Here is an 18,387-nt window from a genome sequence, read left to right as displayed (position 1 = left end):
AAGTAGATGAAAGCCAACAAAGTTCTCACCGGCCTGCTGGCCGCCGCCCTGGTGGGCGTTCCCCTGGCCGGCTGCAGCGCCCAGGCCGCCGATACCGCCACCGCCGACACCGCATCCACCGCGGCCGCCAGTGAAGCAGAGGCCGCCGCGGCCCTCATCGGGGACGATTTCAACACCCTGGACACCACCGGCACCAAGCTGACCTTCTGGCATTCCATGGGCGGCGTCAACGGCGAGGCCATGACCGCCCTGGTGGACAAATTCAACCAGGAGAACGAATACGGCATCACCGTGGAGGCGGTCTACCAGGGCAGCTACGACGACGCCATCAACAAGCTGAAAAGCGCCCAGATCGGCAACATGGGCGCCGACCTGGTCCAGATCTACGACATCGGCACCCGTTTCATGATCGATTCCGGCTGGGTGGTGCCCATGCAGCAGCTCATCGACGCCGCCGGGTACGACGCCTCCCAGATCGAGCCCAACATCGCCGCCTACTACACCACCGACGCGGGGCTGTACTCCATGCCCTTCAACTCCTCCACCCCGCTGCTCTACTACAACAAGGATATGTTTGACGCCGCCGGCATCACCGAGATTCCCACCAGTCTGGAAGGCATTGCCGCGGTGGGCGATCAGCTGAAAGAAAAAGCCGGCACCCAGGAAGTGCTGGCCATGAGCGTCTACGGCTGGTGGTTCGAGCAGTTCCTCTGCAAGCAGGGCCTGGAGATGGTGGACAACGGCAACGGCCGCACCGCTCCCGCCACCAAAGTGGTCTTTGACGAGAACGGCGGCGCGCTGAACATCCTCAACGCCTGGAAAGAGCTCTACGACGGCGGCTATGCCCCCAACGTGGGCCGCAGCGGCAGCGATACCGCCACCACCGATTTCACCTCCGGCAAGGCGGCCATGATGCTGGGCTCCACCGCCTCCCTGAAGCAGGTGCTCCAGGATACCGGTGACTCCTTCGAGGTGGGCACTGCCTACTTCCCCGCCGTCACCGACGCCGACCAGGGCGGTGTGTCCATCGGCGGCGGCTCCCTGTGGGCGCTGAACAACAACGACCCCGTCAAGCTGGCGGCCACCTGGCGGTTCATCGAGTTCCTGATCTCGCCGGAATCCCAGGCCTACTGGAACGCCCAGACCGGTTACTTCCCGGTGACCACCGCGGCGGCCAATGAGGATACCTACAAGGCCAACATGGAACAGTATCCCCAGTTCCAGACCGCCATCGACCAGCTGCACGATTCCGCCCCGCAGTACGCCGGCGCCCTGCTCAGCGTCTTCCCCGAGTCCCGCCAGATCGTGGAGACCGAGATTGAGGAGATGCTGAACGGCACCCAGTCCCCCGAGGAAGCGGTCGCCTCCATCACCGAGCAGGTCAACGACTCCATCGAGACTTACAACCTCATCAACGGATAAGGCAACACTACCGGGAAAGGCCGCGGCTTTTCCCGGTTTTTGCACAGGAAAGGAAGCTGTACGACAATGAAACAGGTAAAGGTATACGCCCATCGGGGCGCCAGCGCCTACGCGCCGGAAAACACCCTGCCGGCCTTTGCGCTGGCCATGGAACAGGGGGCCGACGGCATCGAGCTGGACATCCATCTGACGAAGGACGGCGAGCTGGTGGTCATCCACGATGAAAAGGTGGACCGCACCACCAACGGCACCGGTCTGGTACAGGACTACACCCTGGCCGAGCTGCGGGCCCTGTGTGCCGACAACGGCATGGACGGCTTTGCCGAGGCGCGCATCCCCACCCTGCGGGAGGTGCTGGCCCTGGTGAAGCCCGGCAAGATGCTGGTGAACATCGAGATCAAGACCGGCATCCTGTGGTATGACGGCATCGAGGAGAAAGCCCTGCGTCTGGTGGAAGGCATGGGGATGCAGGACCGGGTGATCTGGTCCTCCTTCAACCACTACAGCATCGAAAAAATCCGCCAGCTGGCCCCCGAGGCCGCGACGGCCTACCTCCTCGGCGACATCATCTGCGACGTGGAGAAATATGCCGCCGCCCACGGAGTACAGGGGCTGCATCCGGGGCTGTACAACGTAAAAATGGCGGACCTGCTGCAGCGGTATCTCGACAGTGGGCTGACCGTGCGGGTCTGGACGGTGAACGGGGCGGAGGATCTGCGCTGGCTGATGGGCCAGGGTGCCGACGTCATCACCAACGACCCCAAACTGGCGCTGGAGATCCGCCGCGGCCTCACGGCGAGCCAGGCATGACCAAGCGGCTGTTTCTTCTGGACATCGACGGCACCATCTGCCGGGGCAACGCCCTGATCCCCGGTGCCGGGGAGTTTCTGCAGGCGGTGCGGCGCAGCGGGGGGCAGTATGTTTTCATCACCAACAATTCCACCCGCAGCACGGCGGATTACATCCGGTTTTTCCGCACCCTGGGGGTGCCCAGCGACGAGGGCAACTACCTCACCGCCGGGACCACCACCATCCGTTACCTGAAAGAGCACTACGCCGGGCAGCACATCTACGCCCTGGCCACCGATTCCTTCCTGAAGGAGTGCCGCCGCAGCGGTCTGCAGATCACCACCAATGCCCACGACAAGGCCATCACCTGTGTGCTGGTGTCCTACGATAACGCCCTGACCTACGAGAAGATCAAGGACGTCTGCCTGCTTTTGACCACCCGGGAGGTGGATTATATCGCCACCAACCCCGACCTCGTCTGCCCGGTGGATTTCGGCTATCTGCCGGACTGCGGCGCCATCTGCAACATGATCGAGACCGCCACCCACCGGCGTCCGAAATTTCTGGGCAAGCCGGAACCGGCCATGGTGCAGTACGCCCTGGAGGCCACCGGATTTTCCCCCGAGGAAGCCCTGGTGGTGGGCGACCGACTCTACACCGACATTGCCTGCGGCCTGCGCGCCGGGGTGGACACCGCCCTGGTGCTCAGCGGCGAAGCCACCCTGGCTGACGTAGAGGCCAGCGCCCACCGGCCCACCTGGATCTTTCCTTCGGTGGCGGAGCTGCGGCAGGCATTCCTGCCGGATCCCGCCCGGCCCTGCCACACCAGTTCCCCTGCGGGCATTGCCGCCAACGCATAAGCCAAAAGCCCCGCCGCCGCGGAAATCCGCGGCGGCGGGGCCGTTTTGTTTTGGTTCAGCTGCGGCGCACAGCGCGCAGCACCAGACCGATGACCAGACCGATGAGGGCGGGCAGCACCCAGCCGAAGCCCTGTTCACACAGCGGCAGCCAGGACTGGGCCAGCGCCACCACGCCTTCCAGATGGAGGAACGCCTGGGTCTCCCCGGGCAGGGTGCGCAGCAGGTCCACCAGCGCCGCCAGCGCCGTGCAGCCGATGGTCCAGCGCAGCACGGTGGGATGGTTGCCGAAAAGCCGCCCGCCCAGCGTGAGCAGGATCAGCACGATGGACAGGGGGTACAGGAACATCAGCATGGGGGTGGAATAGGCCAGGATGGCGTTGAGTCCCAGGTTGGCGATGAGGAAGGACACCACACAGAAGGTCACCGCCCACACCCGGTAGGAGGGGCCGTGGGGGAAGATCTTCACGAAGGTCTCGCCGCAGCTGGTGATGAGTCCCACCGCCGTTTTCAGGCAGGCGATGGTGACGGTGGCCGCCAGGATCAGGGCCCCCGCCGGTCCGAAGTAGTGCTCGGCGATCTGGGCCAGGGCCTCGCCGCCGTTGCTGGCTGCCGCGAACTGGCCGCGGCTCTGGGCGCCCACCACGGTGACCAGCAGATAGATCACTGCCATGAGCAGCGAGCTGAAGATGCCCGCAAAGACCGTGCTTTTGGCCACCTGACCGGGTTCCTCCACCCCCAGGCCCCGGATGGCGTTGACCACAATGATGCCGAAGGCCAGGCTGGCCAGGGCATCCATGGTGTTGTAGCCTTCCAGCAGGCCGGTGGGCAGCGCTGCCGCAGCGTAGCTGCCGGTGGGGTCGATGTCGGCCACGGCACCCAGGGGTGCCGTAAGAGCCCGCAGCACCAGCACCGCCAGAAAGACGAGGAACAGCGGGTTGAGCACCTTGCCGATCCAGGTGAGAATCTCCCCGGGGCGCAGAGAGAAGAAAAGCACCGCCGCAAAGAACACCAGGGAGAAAACCGCCAGCGCCAGGGTCTGGCCGGTTTCGGGGAGCATCCGCTGGATGCCCACCGTATAGGATACGGTGGCGCAGCGGGGAATGGCGAAGAAGGGGCCGATGGTCAGATAGAGCAGACAGGTGAAGAACAGGCCGTAGCCCTTGCTGACCCGACCGCTCAGTTCCAGCAGGCCTTCTTCCCGGCTGATGCCCAGCGCCGCCACACCCAGCAGCGGCAGCCCCACGCCGGTGATGAGGAAGCCCACCGAGGCCAGCCAGAGGTTGCGTCCCGCCAGCTGACCCATGGAAGCCGGGAAGATCAGGTTGCCCGCGCCGAAGAACATGCCGAACAGCATACTGGCCACGGTCAGCAGCTGCCGAAAGGTAAGTTTTTTCATAGTCCTATTTCCTTTACACACACGGTTGAAATCGGTTTTATTATAACGCGGTTCAGCGCCGGGGTAAAGACAGAACGGCGAAATTTTACAGCAGACAAGGGGCGGCCGACCGGCCGCCCCTTGCTTTGATTCATTCGATTATTCGTTGTTTTTCTCCTGGTCATCCGGCAGCGTGCGCACCCCGAACAAGAAGTAGAGCACATGTCCCACCCAGACAAAGGCCAGCACGATGCGTCCCACCGCCACGGCATCCATGGCGATGAATCCCGCCGCCATGAACAGCGTGACGGTGACCATGATGCGGATCTTGGCGCGGCGGGTCAGTCCCCGGCCGGCGGCCAGGTCCTCCAGGTTATCCCGGTAGAGCCGGGTGCCTTTGAACCAGCGGTCCAGCCGCTCGCTGCCGCGGCCGAAACCGTAGGCCGCCAGCAGCAGAAAGGGAAAGGCGGGCAGCAGGGGCAGTACCGCCCCCACAGCGCCCAGGGCCAGCCCCAGAAAGCCCAGGGCCAGATACAACAGTTTGCGCAGGGTCATGGGAGTCTCCTTTTCTTGCGTTCGTGATGGGATTCCAACAGGTGGCGCACCGCCAGCACCGGGTGGACCAGCAGCATCCGCGGACCGGCAAACCGCATGACATCGCGGATCTTTTGCCGCATATCGGCTCGGTAACAGTGCACGGTGCAGTGGGAACAGAAGGTCTTGGTCTCCATGAACGGGCAGCGGTCGCTGCGCTGCCGGGCGTAGTCGTCCAGCGCGGCGCAGTCGGGGCAAAGCCCGGTTTTTGTATGATGTTTGCGGCGGCAGTACAGGGCGATCATGCAGGAGACCACCTGCTTTTCCCGCTCCCGCTTGTGGGCGGTGGTCATCAGCTCACCCTCCCGTTTTCCACCGAATAGACGGTGTCGGCGATGCCCATGGTGGACACCCGGTGGGAGACCAGCACCACCGTGCGTTTGCCGTGTTCCTCCGCCAGCGCCCGCAGGATGACCGCTTCATTCAGGCTGTCCAGGTTGCTGGTGGGCTCGTCCAGCAGCAGGAAGGGGGCATCGTGCAGGAAGGCCCGGGCCAGGCCCAGCCGCTGCCGTTCCCCGCCCGACAGGGTATCCCCCAGTTCCCCCACGGGGGTGTCGTAGCCCCGGGGCAGCGCCGCAATGAAGTCATGGATGGATGCCTTTTTACAGGCGGCCACCAGTTCCGCATCGGTGGCGTCCTGCCTGGCGATCCGCAGATTGTTGCGGATGGAATCCTGGAAGAGATGGGTCTCCTGAGTGACGAGGGCCTGCATCCGGCGCAGATTTTGGGTATTGATCTGCTCCACGCTGCGACCCGACAGCTGTACCCGGCCCTGTTCCACCTGCCAGAACCGCAGGAACAGCTTGAGCAGGGTGGATTTGCCGCTGCCCGACCGGCCCACAATGCCGATGGTCCGGCCGGCGGGAACGGGGACCGTCACGTTCTGCAGGATGGTCTCCTCCCCGTAGCCGAAGGTCACATCCTCCGCCCCCGCCCCGGCAAAGGTCACATCGGGCTGGCCGTGGATGTCCCGGACCAGGGGCGTTTCTTCCAGAATATCCAGCACCCGGTTGCCCGCGGCGAAGGTATTCTGCAGGGTGGCGCCCAGGTTGGCCAGTGCCACCACCGGGCCGAAGGAACTCATGAGCGCCAGGGTGGGAAGGAGCACCCCGGCAAAATCCACCGCGCCCCGCAGATAGAGGGCGGACGCTGCAAAGAGCATCGCGAGGTCAAAGCACCAGAGGATCAGCTGGGTGGCGGCAGTTCCCCGCCCGGCCGCCGCCTTGAGCCGTGCCTCCCTGCGGGAGAGGGCCTCGGTGCGGTCCTGCATCTGCTGCAGCCGGGATGCACCCGCACCGTATTGCAGAATTTCCGGCAGGCCCCGCAGGCTGTCCAGCACAAAAGCTGCCAGCGCTCCCGCCTCGTTGCGAAGCCGCAGCCCCTCCTGACCGCTGGCCCGGGAGACGGCCAGCGGCACCGCCAGCCCCACCACGGCGTAGGCGGCCAGTGCCAGCGCCCCCAGCAGCGGATGGTAGCTGCCGATGAATGCCGTCAGCAGCCCGCTGAAGAGCAGCGCGATGAGCGCCGGGGAGATGGTGTGGGCGTAGAACACCTCCAGCAGCTCGATGTCCGAGGTGATGACGGCGATCAGGTCCCCCTTTTCCCGTCCCTCCAGTTTGGCCGGGGCCAGACGGCGCAGGGCGCGGAACACCTTGTCCCGCAGCAGGGCCAGCAGTTTGAAGGCAATAAAATGGTTGCAGGCCTGCTCGCCGTAGCGCAGCACCGCCCGCAGTACCGCCATGACCGCCGCCGCGACGAACAGCCCGGTCAGGGGCAGCGGTGCCTCCAGGCCCAGCACCCGCAGGATGCCGAACCCGCCGAGCACCGTAATCCACGTGGCGCAGAGATGCCCCGCCAGACCCATGGCTACGGCCAGGGCCATATACCCGGCCAGCGGCCGCACCAGCCCGATGAGTCGGGCCATCACGGCAAAACCGCTTCGCTTCATGCCGATACCTCCTGTCCTGTATAGTGTTCCAGCTGCTGCTGGGCATTCCACAGCCGGGCATAGGCCCCCTGTGCCGCCAGCAGGTCGGTGTGGGTGCCCGCTTCGGCCACCCGGCCCTCCGCCAGCAGATAGAGTTTGTCGGCGCCGGTGACGTTGGCCAGCCGGTGGGAGATCAGGATCACCGTTTTGCGGCAGGCCAGCGTGCGGATCAGCGCCATAATATCGTTTTCACTCTCCACGTCGATGTTGGAGGTGGCTTCGTCAAAGATATACACCGGGGTGTCGTGGAGCAGCGCCCGGGCCAGGGCCAGCCGCTGGCACTGCCCGCCCGACAGGTTGGACGCCTTCTCCTGGAGCGGGGTGTCCAGCCCCTGTTCGGCCCGCAGGAAGTCCGCCAGCCGCACCTGCTCCAGCACCTTCCAGAGGGCGGCGTCATCGGCATCGGGGGCGGCCATCCGCAGGTTATCCCGCACAGTGCCCTTGAAGAGGTAGCTGTTGTGGGAGAGATAGGTCACCGTGGCGGCCAGGCTTGCCTCGTCCAGTTCCCCCAGCGGCACACCGCCCAGGGTGATGCGCCCCGCCTGCCCATGACGGCGGCCGGTGAGCAGCGCCGCCACGGTGGATTTGCCGCAGCCAGATTCCCCCACAAGCGCCGTAAAGCTGCCTTTGGGAAATTGCATGGTAACCTTCCTCAGGATGGGGCGGGCTTCCTCAAAGGCAAAATCCACCGCTTCCAGGGCCAGGGTACAGTCCGCCGGGGCGGGGCGGTTTCCCCGGGCCGGTTCCGGCGTATCCAGCAGCCGGAAGATCTTCTCGCTGGCGGCCATGCCGTTCATGGCCACATGGAAGAAGCTGCCCAACAGGCGCATGGGCAGGAAGAAATCCGCCGCCAGCAGCAGGATCATCAGGCAGCCCTGCAGGCTGATGGCCCCCGCCGCCAGCCGGCTCACCGCCAGGATCATCCCGGCCGCCGCGCCGCCGTAGGCGATGAGGTCCATGATGGTGATGGAGTTGAGCTGCATGGTCAGTACCCGCATGGTGATCTTGCGGAAGGCCTCCGCCTGGGCGTTCATCTCCCGGTTTTTGAAGTCGTCGGCCTCGTAGATCTTGAGGGTGGTCAGCCCCTGCAGATTTTCCAGGAAGGTATCCCCCAGCGCCGTGTACTGGCCCCAGTAACGACCCAGCAGCTTTTTGGCCCAGGTCTGCACCGCTGCAATGGACGCCGGGATCAGCGGCACACAGAGGAGCAGTACCGCCGCCGAGGGCAGATCAATGGGCGCCAGCACCGCAAACAGGGTCAGCGGCGCCAGCATGGCGTAGAAAAACTGGGGCAGGTACTGCCCGAAATAGATCTCCAGCTGGTCCACGCCTTCCACGGCCACCTGGACCACCTCACTGGTCTGGACCGACTCCCGGTAGGCCGTACCCAGGCGGAGCAGCTTTTCGTAAAGCAGGCCCCGCAGCCGGGTCTTCACCCACCGGCTGGAAAGGTAACTCATCCGGGCGGCCCCCACGGCGCAGGCGAACCGCACGGCCAGGGCCACCACGGCCACCCCCGCCGTGGCCGCCAGATCCCCGGAGAGCGCGGTCCCCGCCCACAGGCGGGTCAGCAGACGGCAGACTGCCGTGACCAGCACCATGTTGGCGGCCAGGGCCAGCCACTGCAGGGCCACGTTGGCGGCAATATACCGTTTGCTTTCCGGGACGGCGGAAAGCAGACGCTTGTCGATCATCATGGTTCAGTTCTCCTTTCCCAGGCGGCGGTACGCAAAGACAAAAATATGAATGGCCAGGAAAAACACACAGGTAATGGACACCGCCTTGTGCAGCGCCAGCACCAGGGGCAGCTCCGCAAAGACCAGGCTGAGCACCCCCGTCCCGAAAGCCAGCAGGATCCCGCCCAGCAGGGCCCACCGTTTGGCGCCCAGCTTTTTGCGGTACAGGATGACATGGACCAGACAGAGCAGCAAAAACACCGTGCTGGCCAGCTTGTGAACGATGAGGCCGGTGAGCGGCACCAGCAGGGTGAGGACAAAACTGGCCAGCAGAAGCCAGGAAAGACATTTTTTCATGGAGACAACCTTTCTTTCCGATCCTCCAGGAAGTTAGTATAGGCTAACACCCAGGCCGTAAAAAAGCCGCCGCAGATTAGCGACAGCTAACTCTCGATAGGATACCAGATTTCCGACGCCTTGTCAACCCCTGTTTCCGCGCGGTCATGGTCCGGAACGGTTCAGCGCTTGAGAGCATAGCCCTTGCGCATAACGGCCCGCAGTTCGCCCCGCAGTCCCAGCTTGCGGCGCAGCCGGGCAATGTGGATGTCCACCGTGCGGGTGCGGAGGGGCACCGTGACGCCCCAGACCCGGTACAGCAGTTCCTCCCGGGAGAACACCCGTCCGGATCCCCCCAGCAGCACCAGCAGCAGGCGGTATTCGGTCCGGGTCATGTGGACCTCCTCCCCCTGCCGCCAGACGCGCTGGGCGGCCGTATCCACGAGTATATCCTTGTAGTGAATCATATCCGCCTGCCTGGTTTGGATGGGTTTCGGTGTACCCTTTCAGTATAGCCCGGCAGGGGCGGATTTTCCAGAAAACGGTCATGAACGCAGGAAACCGTGTCGTGAACGCAGGGTACCCGCCTCCGGGCCAGCGTCGTCGCGGTCCGGCCAGTCCACACTGAAGACAAAGCGGCCGTTTTCATAAAAACAGGTAAATTCTGCCTGGTAGCGCTCCAGGATCTCCCGCACGTTCTGCAGCCCGAAGCCGTGGAGCAGCGGGTCGGGTTTGGTGGTGGCCACCCGGCCGTCGGTCACCGTGACGGGACGGCTGGGGTTCACCACCGAGAGGGACAGGCTGGGCGGATTGCCCTGGGCGTGGTAGAGGATCTCCGCCTCCGCCCACCGGTCCCGCTCCGGCAGGCCGGCACAGGCTTCCATGGCGTTGTCCAGCAGATTGCCCAGCACCAGCGTCACATCCACGGCGTTGAGCCGCAGCGCCGACAGATCGTTGACCCGGAACCGCAGGTCCACACCCCGTTTGCCCGCGGCGTAGCCTTTCTGGTTGAGGATGGCGTCGATAGCCGCGTTGTGGGTGTTCACCAGCAGGATGCGCTCGGTCTGGCGGACCTTGAGTTCTTCCAGATACCGCTGGGCCTGGGCCACCTCCCCTTGTTCCAGCAGCCCCGACAGGGTGGTCAGGCAGGCGCGGAAATCGTGGGTCAGCTTGCGCTGGGCGCCGTAGGCCTGGCTGAGAGCCTGCAGGTTTTCATCCTGCACCCGGGCCCGTTCGTGGGCGGCTACCAGCGCCTCCCGGTCCATGGCGCTTCGTTCCAGCCGGTCAAAGAGCAGCAGGGCCGCCACGTCCACGATCTCCAGCACCAGCAGCGTGCCCTGCCACTGGCGGGGGTCCTGGGCGTAGGTGCCGTACAGGGCCACCAGGGTCAGCATCGGGAAGATGGTGGCCAGCGGCACCCAGACGCGGGGTGGTGCATCGGTGGCGGGCAGCGGTTTGTGCAGTCGCCAGATGAGCCAGCCCAGGAGCAGGCTGGCCAGGGATTTGCCGATAAACACCACTGAATAAAGCGGAATGTTCCAGACCAGTTCCTCCCGGCTGAGCCCCAGCAGCTGCATGACGACCCAGTCGGTCCAGTAGTTGGGCGCGCTGCACAGCACGTAGGCTGTCACCGCCACAAAAAAGGCCCGGTCCCACCGCGCCCGGTAGAGAAGCCGCATGAGGACGGCATTGAGCAGGCAGATGCCCACCGCCCGAAGCAGCTCTTTTCCACCGTCCCAGGATCCGAACAACAGGCAGAGCCCCGCCAGATACCACGCCAGCAGAGCGCTCCCGTACCGGAATCCCCGGGTGGTACGGCGAAAAAAGCTCTCGAAGATCAGCAGCATGCCGGCACTGTTGGTGAGCGAGTTGAAAACCGTCAGGATGTTCCCCCACAGATCTAGCATATCTGCCGTCCTTTCCAGGCCAGAAACCGCTGTTTGCTGGTACGGTAGCTCCGGGCACTCACCGGCAGGGCGGTACCGTCGGTCAGGCGGGCGCCGGTGCTCTGCAGGGTATCCAGAAAGGCCATATTCACCAGATAACTCTTGTGCAGCCGCAGGAACCCTTCCTCCGCCAGCATGGTTTCCAGCTGGGCCAGCGTGGTGTGGGTGACCAGCTGGGCCCGGGGCCCCCCCTGCAGATGAAGGCGCCGGTCCCGGCCCCGGCTTTCGATGTACACCAGAGAGGGCAGCGGTACTGCCACCGGTTCCCCGCCGCAGATCAGCTCCACCGTACGCCGCCGGGCACAGCACACCGCCAGGGCATCCTCAAAGTAGGCCGCCAGCTTGCTGTCCAGCTCCCCCTTGGCCAGATACCGGAAGGCGTTGACCTCATACCCTTCGGGGGCATATTCCTTGTAGTTGGTCACGAAGATCAGCACGGTATCCGGCCGGGTGCGGCGCAGGCGGCGGGCTACTTCGATGCCGTTTTCCCGGCCCAGGTCGATGTCCAGGAACAAAAGGTCGCAGGGTTCCTCCGCCAGCGCGGCGGCGTCGGTCAGGCACCGCACCCGCATGCTGCGGGGGGAGAAATCCGGCAGGGCTTCGATCCTTTGGGCCAGCGACGCAGCAAAGGCCGCCTCGTCATCGCAGACCACGATGTGCAGCATACATGTTCCTCCTGTTTGACAAAAAGGATTCTGTTTTCACAATACGCCCCGGGTGGGATTTTGTCAATCGCTTCGGCAGCCGGCGCCTTTTGCGCAAAAGGCAAAGCCCGGCCCCTTGCGGGGGCCGGGCTTTGCAACATGCAGAAGAATCCGGAAGATGGCAAAAAGAATGGATCAGCCTTCACACAGCCAGGGCAGGATCTCGCGGATGGTCCGGTCCCAGTAATCCCACTCGTGGCCGCCTTCGCCCTCCACAAAGGGGACGTCGGCGCCCATGGAGACCAGACGCTCGTGCACGGCCTTGTTCATGCCGTACAGGAAATCGCTGCGGCCGCAGGCGTGGTAAAGGGCGGGCACGCAGCCCTTGGCGCGGTCGGCTTCATACAGGGCAAAGAGGTCCGCCTTGCTGCCCGCCAGATGTTCGGGATCGGCGAAGACGTTCTCCCAGGGGAAGGGGCTGTCGATGACGCCCTGCTTGCCCTGCTCGTAGGTGGCCACGATATCCAGCGCGCCGGACATGGCGGCCGCCTTGCCGTAAAGGTCGGGGCGGGACAGGGCCAGGAACCAGGCGCCGTAGCCGCCCATGGAGAAGCCCGCCACATAGGTCTTTTCCCGCTGATGGGTGACGGGGAACAGATGCTTGACCAGGGTGGGCAGTTCCTCGGTAAAGAAGGTGAAGTAGGGGTTGCCGTGGGCCATGTCCTGGTAGAAGCTGTTCTCCGCCGAGGCCATGATCAGCACCACGCCGTACTGCTGGGCGTACCGCTCAATATTGCTGAAACGGCTCCAGGAGGCGTAGCTGCCGTAGGCGCCGTGCAGCAGGTAGATCACCGGAAAGCCGTCGCCGTCGGCGCGGCTCTTGGTCTGCTGGTCGGTGACCTGCTCGTTGCCTTCGGGGGTGGGGACCACCGCATTGAAGGTCACATTCTGTTTGAGGGTCGTGCTGAAGCAAGTACAAGTCAAAATCGCCATGACGCTTATCCTCCTGTTGCTGGTTAAGTTGATTTTTCTTCCAGTATACGCAAATTGCCGCCGGCGGGCTATACGCAAATTGCCCTTCTTTTGGGGATGTTTAACATTTTTTGCTCAATATTGACTAAAAAATTGAGGATTGTTTCCCGAATTTGACTGGTGATAAAAATCACAAAAACGGCAAAATACGTCAAACTTCCCGGGCAGAACTAGCAATTTCGGTGTAGTGCCAAAAGCCCGTACAGGCTACAATGGTAAAAGAAAAAGTCCGCCGGACCAACCGGGTCCCGCGGGAAAAGGGAATCATGTTTCGGAAAGGAAGTATGCCCATGAAAGTTTGTACGCATGTGAACGAGATTCGCCGGGAAGGCGCCACCGTCCGCATCCTGACGGACGGGGTGGAGTTGCGGGTCCTGCTGCTGACCGACGACATCGTACGCATCCGCGCCGGCTTTGACGGCGACTTTGCGGAGGAGTCCTACACCCTGGTGACCACCGCCTGGGAGGACCGTCTGGATGATTTCATGAAGGATATCCGCAAGCGCATCGAGCCCGCCGCCTACACGCTGGAGGACGGCGCCGACAAGGCGGTGCTCCAGGGCGCCAAACTGCGGGTGGAGATCGAGAAGGATCCCTTCCGCATCTGTGTCTATGATGCCGAGGGCACCCAGCTCCACGCCGACATTGTGGACCTGGCCTATCTGGAGGACAGCAACCACCGCCGCATCCACACCAGCGAGATCTCGCCCCGGGATTGCTTCTACGGCTTCGGCGAAAAGACCGGCCGCTGGAACAAGGCCCAGAAGTTCATGGGCATGAGCCCCAAGGACGCCATGGGCTACGATCCCCAGGAGACCGACTCGCTGTACAAGCACATTCCTTTTTACATCAAGCTCAACCGGGACACCCGCAAGGCCGTGGGCTATTTCTACCACAACACCTACGAGTGCGACTTTGACATGGGCCGGGAGAAGAGCAACTACTGGAAACCCCACAGCCGCTACCGCACCGACGGCGGCGATATCGACCTGTTCCTCATCGCCGGGCCCACCATCCGTGAGGTGGTGGAGCGCTACACCGACCTGACCGGCAAGCCGGCCATGCTGCCCCGCACCGCCCTGGGCTACCTGGGTTCCTCCATGTACTACCCCGAGCTGGAGCGGGACTGCGACGACGCCATCGTGGAGTTCATCGACACCACCAAGGAGGAAGAGATCCCGGTGGACGGCTTCCAGCTCTCCTCGGGCTACACCTCCCAGGAGACGCCGGAGGGCCTCAAGCGCTGTGTCTTCACCTGGAACACCCAGCGGTTCAAGGATCCCAAGAAGTTCTTCCGTCAGATGGAGGAGCGGGGCATCACCGTCTCCCCCAACGTCAAGCCGGGCATCCTGCTGTGCCATCCCGACCTGGAGGCCATGAAGGCCGAGGGCATCTTCGTGCGCAGCAGCACCTCCGACGAGCCCGGCGTGGGCACCTGGTGGGGCGGCAAGGGCGTCTTTGCGGACTTCACCCACGCCCACACCCGGGATGTCTGGAAGAAGATGCTGAAGGAAACGGTGCTGGATATGGGCACCTCCTCGGTGTGGAACGACAACTGCGAGTACGACAGCATGGTGGACAAGGACTGCCGCTGTGACTTTGACGGCAAGGAGGGCACCATCGGCCAGCTGAAATCCGTCATGTCCAACCTGATGTGCCACATCACCCAGGAGGCCATCCAGGAGACCTATCCCGACCGCCGTCCCTTCATCGTCTGCCGCAGCGGCCACTGCGGCATCCAGCGCTACGCCCAGACCTGGGCCGGCGACAACCGCACCGGCTGGGATACCCTGAAGTACAACATCGCCACCATCCTGGGCATGGGCCTGTCCGGCCAGCCCAACGAAGGCTGCGACATCGGCGGCTTCCACGGCGAATCCCCCGAGGCCGAGCTCTTTGTGCGCTGGGTCCAGAACGGCATCTTCCAGCCCCGGTTCTCGGTGCATTCGGTGAACACCGACAACACCGTCACCGAGCCCTGGATGTACAGCGGCCACAAGCAGTACATCCGGGACGCCATGCAGTTCCGCTACCGGCTGCTGCCCTACCTCTACGCCCTGATGACCCGGGCTGCCGAGACCGGCCTGCCCATCATGGAGCCGCTGTGCAGCGCCTTCCAGGAGGATCCCGCCTGCTACGACGAGGGCGTGGACTTCATGCTGGGCGACAGCCTGCTGGTGGCCAACGTGGTGGAGAAGGGCGCCACCACCCGCAAGGTCTACCTGCCCGCCGGCCGCCGGTTCTACGACTTCTACACCCGCGAGGCCTATGAGGGCGGCCAGACCATCGAGGTCCCGGTCACCATCGCCTCCATCCCGCTGTTCCTGCCCGAGGGCGCCATCCTGCCCCTGGCCACCAACCAGATCTTCAATGCCGCCACCCAGTCCATCACCGGTCTGCACCTGATCTGCGCGCCGGGACGGGACAACACCTTCGCCCTCTACGAAGACGACGGCATCACCCTGGGCTATCAGCGCGGCGACTATTGCCGCACCCGGGTGGAGATGACCGGCGGCGAACGCACCACCCTGGCTTTCCATCAGGAAGGCAACTATCCCACGGCCGTGGAGCGGATGGAGCTGGATGTGATCCACCGCGAAAAGGCTCCCTACTGGGTGACCCTGGACGGCGCCGAACTACCCCACTTCCTGCACCGGCGCAAGTTTGAGGAAGCGGAGCGCGGCTGGTACTACAGCCAGACGCTGAAATCCGTCCAGATCAAATACCCCAACCCCAAAGGCGATCATACCGTCGTGATCTCCTTTGAGCAATTCGACATGCTTGGTATGTGAGGAAGGAGAAAAACACAGATGAAAAAGCGTGTACTCAGCATTCTGTTGTCCGGCATGATGCTGCTGGGCCTGAGCGCCTGTTCGGACTACGGTGTGACGAACAGCGCCGATGCCACTGCAGAAAACCCCATGGTCATCACGCTGGCACACAACCTCAGTGACACCCACGTCACCGGTATCGCCATCCAGGAATTTGCGGACAAGGTCAAGGAACTCAGCGACGGCCGGATCGAGATCCGGATCTTCCCCAACGGCACGCTGGGCAGCGAGACCGAGGTCATGGAGCAGCTGATGGCCGGCGTCGTGGATATGACCAAGGTCTCGGCCCCCGGCATGGCCACCTACAATGCCGGTTACCACACCTTCGGCCTGCCCTACCTCTTCGAGAACGAGGAGCAGTTCTACAAGGTCATGGACTCCCAGGACATGCAGGACTTCTTCCTCTCCAGCGAGGATGACGGCTTTGTGACGCTGACCTACTACACCTCCGGCGCCCGCAGCTTCTACACCGTGGACAAGCCCATCCGCACCCCGGAGGACCTGAAGGGCCTGAAGCTCCGCGTACAGGACATGAAGAGCCAGACCGACATGGTCAAGATGCTGGGCGGCACCCCCGTGGCCATGGCCCTGGGCGATGTCTACACCGCCCTGGAGACCGGCATCATCGACGGCAGTGAGAACAACGAGACCGCCATGGTCCTGGGCCACGGCGAAGTGTGCAAATACTACTCGGTGGACCAGCACTCCATGATCCCCGACGTCATGGTCATCAGCACCTCTACCTGGAATTCCCTGACGCCGGAAGACCAGCAGATCCTCCTGCAGGCCGCCAAGGAATCCACCGCCGACCACATCGTGGCCTGGGACAAGGAGATCGACGAGGCCATCGAGACCGCCAAGAACGAGCTGGGCGTGACCTTCATTGAGGATGTGGACAAGGAAGCCTTCCAGGAAGCCACCGCCAGCATGGTGGATGACTACTGTGCCCAGTATCCGGAGGTCCAGGAAGTCGTCGACATCATCGAAGCCAACAAGTAAGGGGGAAAAACGCATGATCGAACTTATGACCAAGATCCGGCGCGGCATCAACGCGCTGCTTTCCACCATTGCGGCGATCATTCTGATCACGATGAGCGTGCTGGTCATCTACCAGGTGTTCACCCGCTACGTCCTGAACAATCCCGCCGACTTCACCGAAGAGATCATCCGCTACCTGCTGATCTGGATCTGCTTCATCGGCGCGGCTTACGCCTTCAACTCCCGCCAGCATATGGCCCTGCTCTTCGTGCAGGCCAAGATGAAACCCGCCGCCCGGCGCGCCCTGGTCATCTTCTCGGATGTCCTGGTGCTGCTGTTCGCCATCTTCGTCATGGTCATGGGCGGCATCAACCTGGCCGTCAGCGCCCGGCAGGAGTTCTCCTCGCTGCTGGGCATCCCCCGCAGCCTGGTCTACGCCATGGCGCCCATCGCCGGCGTCTTCACCATCGTGGCGCAGATCATCAACCTGGTGGAAGACTTCACCGGCATCGAGATCAAGTAAGGAGGGCGCTGTATGAATATTTTACTTTCCGTTATCGTTCTGTTCGGGATTTTCTTCGTCCTGCTCTTCCTGGGCGTGCCCATCTCGGTGGGTATCGTCATCTCCTCCCTGGCCACCACCCTGATGAACCTGCCCTGGGATCAGGTCATCTTCATCATCATGCAGAAGATGAACAGCGGCGTGGAAAGCTTCAGCCTGCTGGCCATCCCCCTGTTCATCCTGGCCGGCAACATCATGAATAACGGCGGCATCGCCCGGCGGCTCATCAACTTCGCCAAGCTCATTGTCGGCCGCATCCCCGGCGCCCTGGCCCACACCAACGTCCTGGGCAACATGCTCTTCGGCGCCCTGTCCGGCTCTGCCGTGGCGGCTGCGGCGGCCATCGGCGGCACCCTGAACCCCATGGAGGAGGAAGAGGGCTATGATCCCGCCTTCTCCACCGCCGTCAACATCGCTTCCGCTCCCACCGGCCTGCTGATCCCCCCGACCAGCGCCTTCATCGTCTACTCCAGCATCGCGGGCGGCGTTTCCATCTCCGCCCTGTTCATGGCCGGCTATGTGCCCGGTATCCTCATGGGCCTGGTGGCCATGGTCATTGCCTTCTTCTACGCCAAAAAGCATAACTACTCGGTCACCGAGAAGGTCCCCATGAAGGACGCCATCCGCATCACCCTGGATGCCCTGCCCAGCCTGCTGCTCATCGTCATCGTCATCGGCGGTATCGTCGGCGGCATCTTCACCGCCACCGAGGGCGCCGGCATCGCGGTGCTCTACTGCGCCATCCTCTCGCTGATCTACCGCAGCGTGGACTTCAAGACCCTGATGAAGATCCTGCTGGACAGCGCCAACACCAGCGGCATCATCCTGTTCCTCATCGCGGCTTCCTCCGCCATGAGCTGGGTCATGGCCTACACCGGCATCCCCAACGCCATCAGCAATGCCATCATGTCTGTCTCTGACAACAAGTATGTCATCCTGCTGCTCATGAACGTGGTGCTGCTCATCGTGGGCACCTTCCTGGACATCACCCCCGCCTGCCTGATCTTCACCCCCATCTTCCTGCCCATCGTCACCAGCCTGGGCATGAACCTGGTCCAGTTCGGCGTGGTGCTGACCTTCAACATGTGCCTGGGCACCATGACCCCGCCGGTTGGCTCGGTCCTGTTCGTCTCCTGCGGCATCAGCAAGCTGCCCATTGAAAAGGTCATCCGCACCCTGATCCCCTATGTGGTGGCGGAGATCATCCTGCTGTTGCTGGTCACCTACATTCCGGCCATCTCCCTGGCGCTTCCCACGGCGATGGGTCTGGTCTGATCGTATCTTTCCCGTGCAGGCCGGAGCCACAGGCTCCGGCCTGCTTGCTTTGTATTGGCAGAGGAATCTGTTTCGTGTAT

17 protein-coding genes are annotated in these 18,387 nt (G+C 63.3%); 7 read left to right on the top strand and 10 right to left on the bottom strand.

What is annotated here, in order from left to right:
• Positions 1-6 precede the first annotated feature (6 nt).
• The 3 genes from NQ490_RS09995 (at position 7) to NQ490_RS09985 (ending at position 3,071) form a co-directional block, all read left to right on the top strand.
• Positions 7-1,422 (top strand): ABC transporter substrate-binding protein, encoded by a 1,416-nt coding sequence (locus NQ490_RS09995; protein ID WP_007045632.1) that lies wholly within the window; start codon positions 7-9, stop codon positions 1,420-1,422.
• Between the two features lie 66 nt (positions 1,423-1,488).
• On the top strand, positions 1,489-2,232 hold the full coding sequence (locus NQ490_RS09990) for a glycerophosphodiester phosphodiesterase (RefSeq protein ID WP_007045631.1): 744 nt from the start codon (positions 1,489-1,491) through the stop codon (positions 2,230-2,232).
• Positions 2,229-3,071, top strand: coding sequence for an HAD-IIA family hydrolase (locus NQ490_RS09985; protein ID WP_007045630.1), 843 nt, complete (start codon positions 2,229-2,231; stop codon positions 3,069-3,071). The genes NQ490_RS09990 and NQ490_RS09985 overlap by 4 nt, the downstream gene beginning before the upstream one ends.
• A 55-nt stretch (positions 3,072-3,126) precedes the next feature.
• Here NQ490_RS09985 and brnQ read toward each other — a convergent pair whose 3' ends face one another.
• The 10 genes from brnQ to NQ490_RS09935 all read right to left on the bottom strand — a co-directional run bounded on the left by brnQ (position 3,127) and on the right by NQ490_RS09935 (position 12,622).
• Positions 3,127-4,467 carry a branched-chain amino acid transport system II carrier protein gene (brnQ, locus tag NQ490_RS09980; protein ID WP_007045629.1) on the bottom strand — a complete coding sequence of 447 codons (1,341 nt, stop codon included), beginning with the start codon at positions 4,465-4,467 and terminating at the stop codon, positions 3,127-3,129.
• Between the two features lie 138 nt (positions 4,468-4,605).
• Positions 4,606-5,001 carry a DUF454 family protein gene (locus tag NQ490_RS09975; protein WP_007045627.1) on the bottom strand — a complete coding sequence of 132 codons (396 nt, stop codon included), beginning with the start codon at positions 4,999-5,001 and terminating at the stop codon, positions 4,606-4,608.
• Positions 4,998-5,333, bottom strand: coding sequence for a nitrous oxide-stimulated promoter family protein (locus NQ490_RS09970; protein WP_007045626.1), 336 nt, complete (start codon positions 5,331-5,333; stop codon positions 4,998-5,000). The genes NQ490_RS09975 and NQ490_RS09970 overlap by 4 nt, the downstream gene beginning before the upstream one ends.
• Positions 5,333-6,988 carry a thiol reductant ABC exporter subunit CydC gene (cydC, locus tag NQ490_RS09965; RefSeq protein WP_007045625.1) on the bottom strand — a complete coding sequence of 552 codons (1,656 nt, stop codon included), beginning with the start codon at positions 6,986-6,988 and terminating at the stop codon, positions 5,333-5,335. Before cydC ends, NQ490_RS09970 begins: the two co-directional genes overlap by 1 nt.
• Positions 6,985-8,724: an ABC transporter ATP-binding protein/permease gene (locus NQ490_RS09960; protein WP_007045624.1), complete on the bottom strand. Its 1,740-nt coding sequence runs from the start codon at positions 8,722-8,724 to the stop codon at positions 6,985-6,987. The genes cydC and NQ490_RS09960 overlap by 4 nt, the downstream gene beginning before the upstream one ends.
• A gap of 3 nt (positions 8,725-8,727) precedes the next feature.
• The gene (locus tag NQ490_RS09955; protein WP_007045623.1) at positions 8,728-9,060 is read right to left on the bottom strand and encodes a hypothetical protein; all 333 of its coding nucleotides are present in this window, start codon (positions 9,058-9,060) and stop codon (positions 8,728-8,730) included.
• 161 nt (positions 9,061-9,221) lie between these two features.
• Positions 9,222-9,506 (bottom strand): winged helix-turn-helix domain-containing protein, encoded by a 285-nt coding sequence (locus NQ490_RS09950; protein ID WP_007045622.1) that lies wholly within the window; start codon positions 9,504-9,506, stop codon positions 9,222-9,224.
• Between the two features lie 78 nt (positions 9,507-9,584).
• Positions 9,585-10,946, bottom strand: coding sequence for a sensor histidine kinase (locus NQ490_RS09945; RefSeq protein WP_007045621.1), 1,362 nt, complete (start codon positions 10,944-10,946; stop codon positions 9,585-9,587).
• Entirely contained in the window at positions 10,940-11,650 is a 711-nt protein-coding gene (locus NQ490_RS09940; protein WP_259951218.1) for a LytR/AlgR family response regulator transcription factor, read from the bottom strand. Before NQ490_RS09940 ends, NQ490_RS09945 begins: the two co-directional genes overlap by 7 nt.
• 174 nt (positions 11,651-11,824) lie before the next feature.
• On the bottom strand, positions 11,825-12,622 hold the full coding sequence (locus NQ490_RS09935; RefSeq protein ID WP_007045618.1) for an alpha/beta hydrolase: 798 nt from the start codon (positions 12,620-12,622) through the stop codon (positions 11,825-11,827).
• 329 nt (positions 12,623-12,951) lie between these two features.
• Here NQ490_RS09935 and NQ490_RS09930 point away from each other — a divergent pair, with 329 nt between their 5' ends.
• From NQ490_RS09930 to NQ490_RS09915, 4 genes are read left to right on the top strand one after another with little or no spacing between them, the layout of a single operon-like run.
• Positions 12,952-15,453, top strand: a complete 2,502-nt coding sequence (locus tag NQ490_RS09930; protein ID WP_040917373.1) for a glycoside hydrolase family 31 protein — start codon at positions 12,952-12,954, stop codon at positions 15,451-15,453.
• A gap of 18 nt (positions 15,454-15,471) precedes the next feature.
• Positions 15,472-16,491 (top strand): TRAP transporter substrate-binding protein, encoded by a 1,020-nt coding sequence (locus NQ490_RS09925; protein ID WP_007045615.1) that lies wholly within the window; start codon positions 15,472-15,474, stop codon positions 16,489-16,491.
• 13 nt (positions 16,492-16,504) lie between these two features.
• Entirely contained in the window at positions 16,505-16,993 is a 489-nt protein-coding gene (locus tag NQ490_RS09920) for a TRAP transporter small permease (RefSeq protein WP_007045614.1), read from the top strand.
• 12 nt (positions 16,994-17,005) lie between these two features.
• Positions 17,006-18,307, top strand: coding sequence for a TRAP transporter large permease (locus NQ490_RS09915; protein WP_007045613.1), 1,302 nt, complete (start codon positions 17,006-17,008; stop codon positions 18,305-18,307).
• Positions 18,308-18,387: the final 80 nt, after the last annotated feature.

Origin of the sequence: Subdoligranulum variabile (assembly GCF_025152575.1) — a bacterium.
In the GTDB taxonomy this organism is placed as follows: Bacteria; Bacillota; Clostridia; order Oscillospirales; family Ruminococcaceae; genus Gemmiger; species Gemmiger variabilis.
This window is presented reverse-complemented; position numbering and strand designations above follow the sequence as displayed.

Bases quoted from the DNA above. Each gene is read 5' to 3' on its own strand.
- NQ490_RS09950 (WP_007045622.1), bottom strand. From the start codon at position 9,506: ATGATTCACTACAAGGATATACTCGTGGATACGGCCGCCCAGCGCGTC.
- NQ490_RS09955 (WP_007045623.1), bottom strand. From the start codon at position 9,060: ATGAAAAAATGTCTTTCCTGGCTTCTGCTGGCCAGTTTTGTCCTCACC.
- NQ490_RS09990 (WP_007045631.1), top strand. From the start codon at position 1,489: ATGAAACAGGTAAAGGTATACGCCCATCGGGGCGCCAGCGCCTACGCG.
- NQ490_RS09940 (WP_259951218.1), bottom strand. From the start codon at position 11,650: ATGCTGCACATCGTGGTCTGCGATGACGAGGCGGCCTTTGCTGCGTCG.
- NQ490_RS09925 (WP_007045615.1), top strand. From the start codon at position 15,472: ATGAAAAAGCGTGTACTCAGCATTCTGTTGTCCGGCATGATGCTGCTG.
- NQ490_RS09995 (WP_007045632.1), top strand. From the start codon at position 7: ATGAAAGCCAACAAAGTTCTCACCGGCCTGCTGGCCGCCGCCCTGGTG.
- NQ490_RS09985 (WP_007045630.1), top strand. From the start codon at position 2,229: ATGACCAAGCGGCTGTTTCTTCTGGACATCGACGGCACCATCTGCCGG.
- NQ490_RS09915 (WP_007045613.1), top strand. From the start codon at position 17,006: ATGAATATTTTACTTTCCGTTATCGTTCTGTTCGGGATTTTCTTCGTC.
- NQ490_RS09930 (WP_040917373.1), top strand. From the start codon at position 12,952: ATGAAAGTTTGTACGCATGTGAACGAGATTCGCCGGGAAGGCGCCACC.
- cydC (WP_007045625.1), bottom strand. From the start codon at position 6,988: ATGAAGCGAAGCGGTTTTGCCGTGATGGCCCGACTCATCGGGCTGGTG.
- NQ490_RS09920 (WP_007045614.1), top strand. From the start codon at position 16,505: ATGATCGAACTTATGACCAAGATCCGGCGCGGCATCAACGCGCTGCTT.
- NQ490_RS09975 (WP_007045627.1), bottom strand. From the start codon at position 5,001: ATGACCCTGCGCAAACTGTTGTATCTGGCCCTGGGCTTTCTGGGGCTG.
- brnQ (WP_007045629.1), bottom strand. From the start codon at position 4,467: ATGAAAAAACTTACCTTTCGGCAGCTGCTGACCGTGGCCAGTATGCTG.
- NQ490_RS09945 (WP_007045621.1), bottom strand. From the start codon at position 10,946: ATGCTAGATCTGTGGGGGAACATCCTGACGGTTTTCAACTCGCTCACC.
- NQ490_RS09970 (WP_007045626.1), bottom strand. From the start codon at position 5,333: ATGACCACCGCCCACAAGCGGGAGCGGGAAAAGCAGGTGGTCTCCTGC.
- NQ490_RS09935 (WP_007045618.1), bottom strand. From the start codon at position 12,622: ATGGCGATTTTGACTTGTACTTGCTTCAGCACGACCCTCAAACAGAAT.
- NQ490_RS09960 (WP_007045624.1), bottom strand. From the start codon at position 8,724: ATGATGATCGACAAGCGTCTGCTTTCCGCCGTCCCGGAAAGCAAACGG.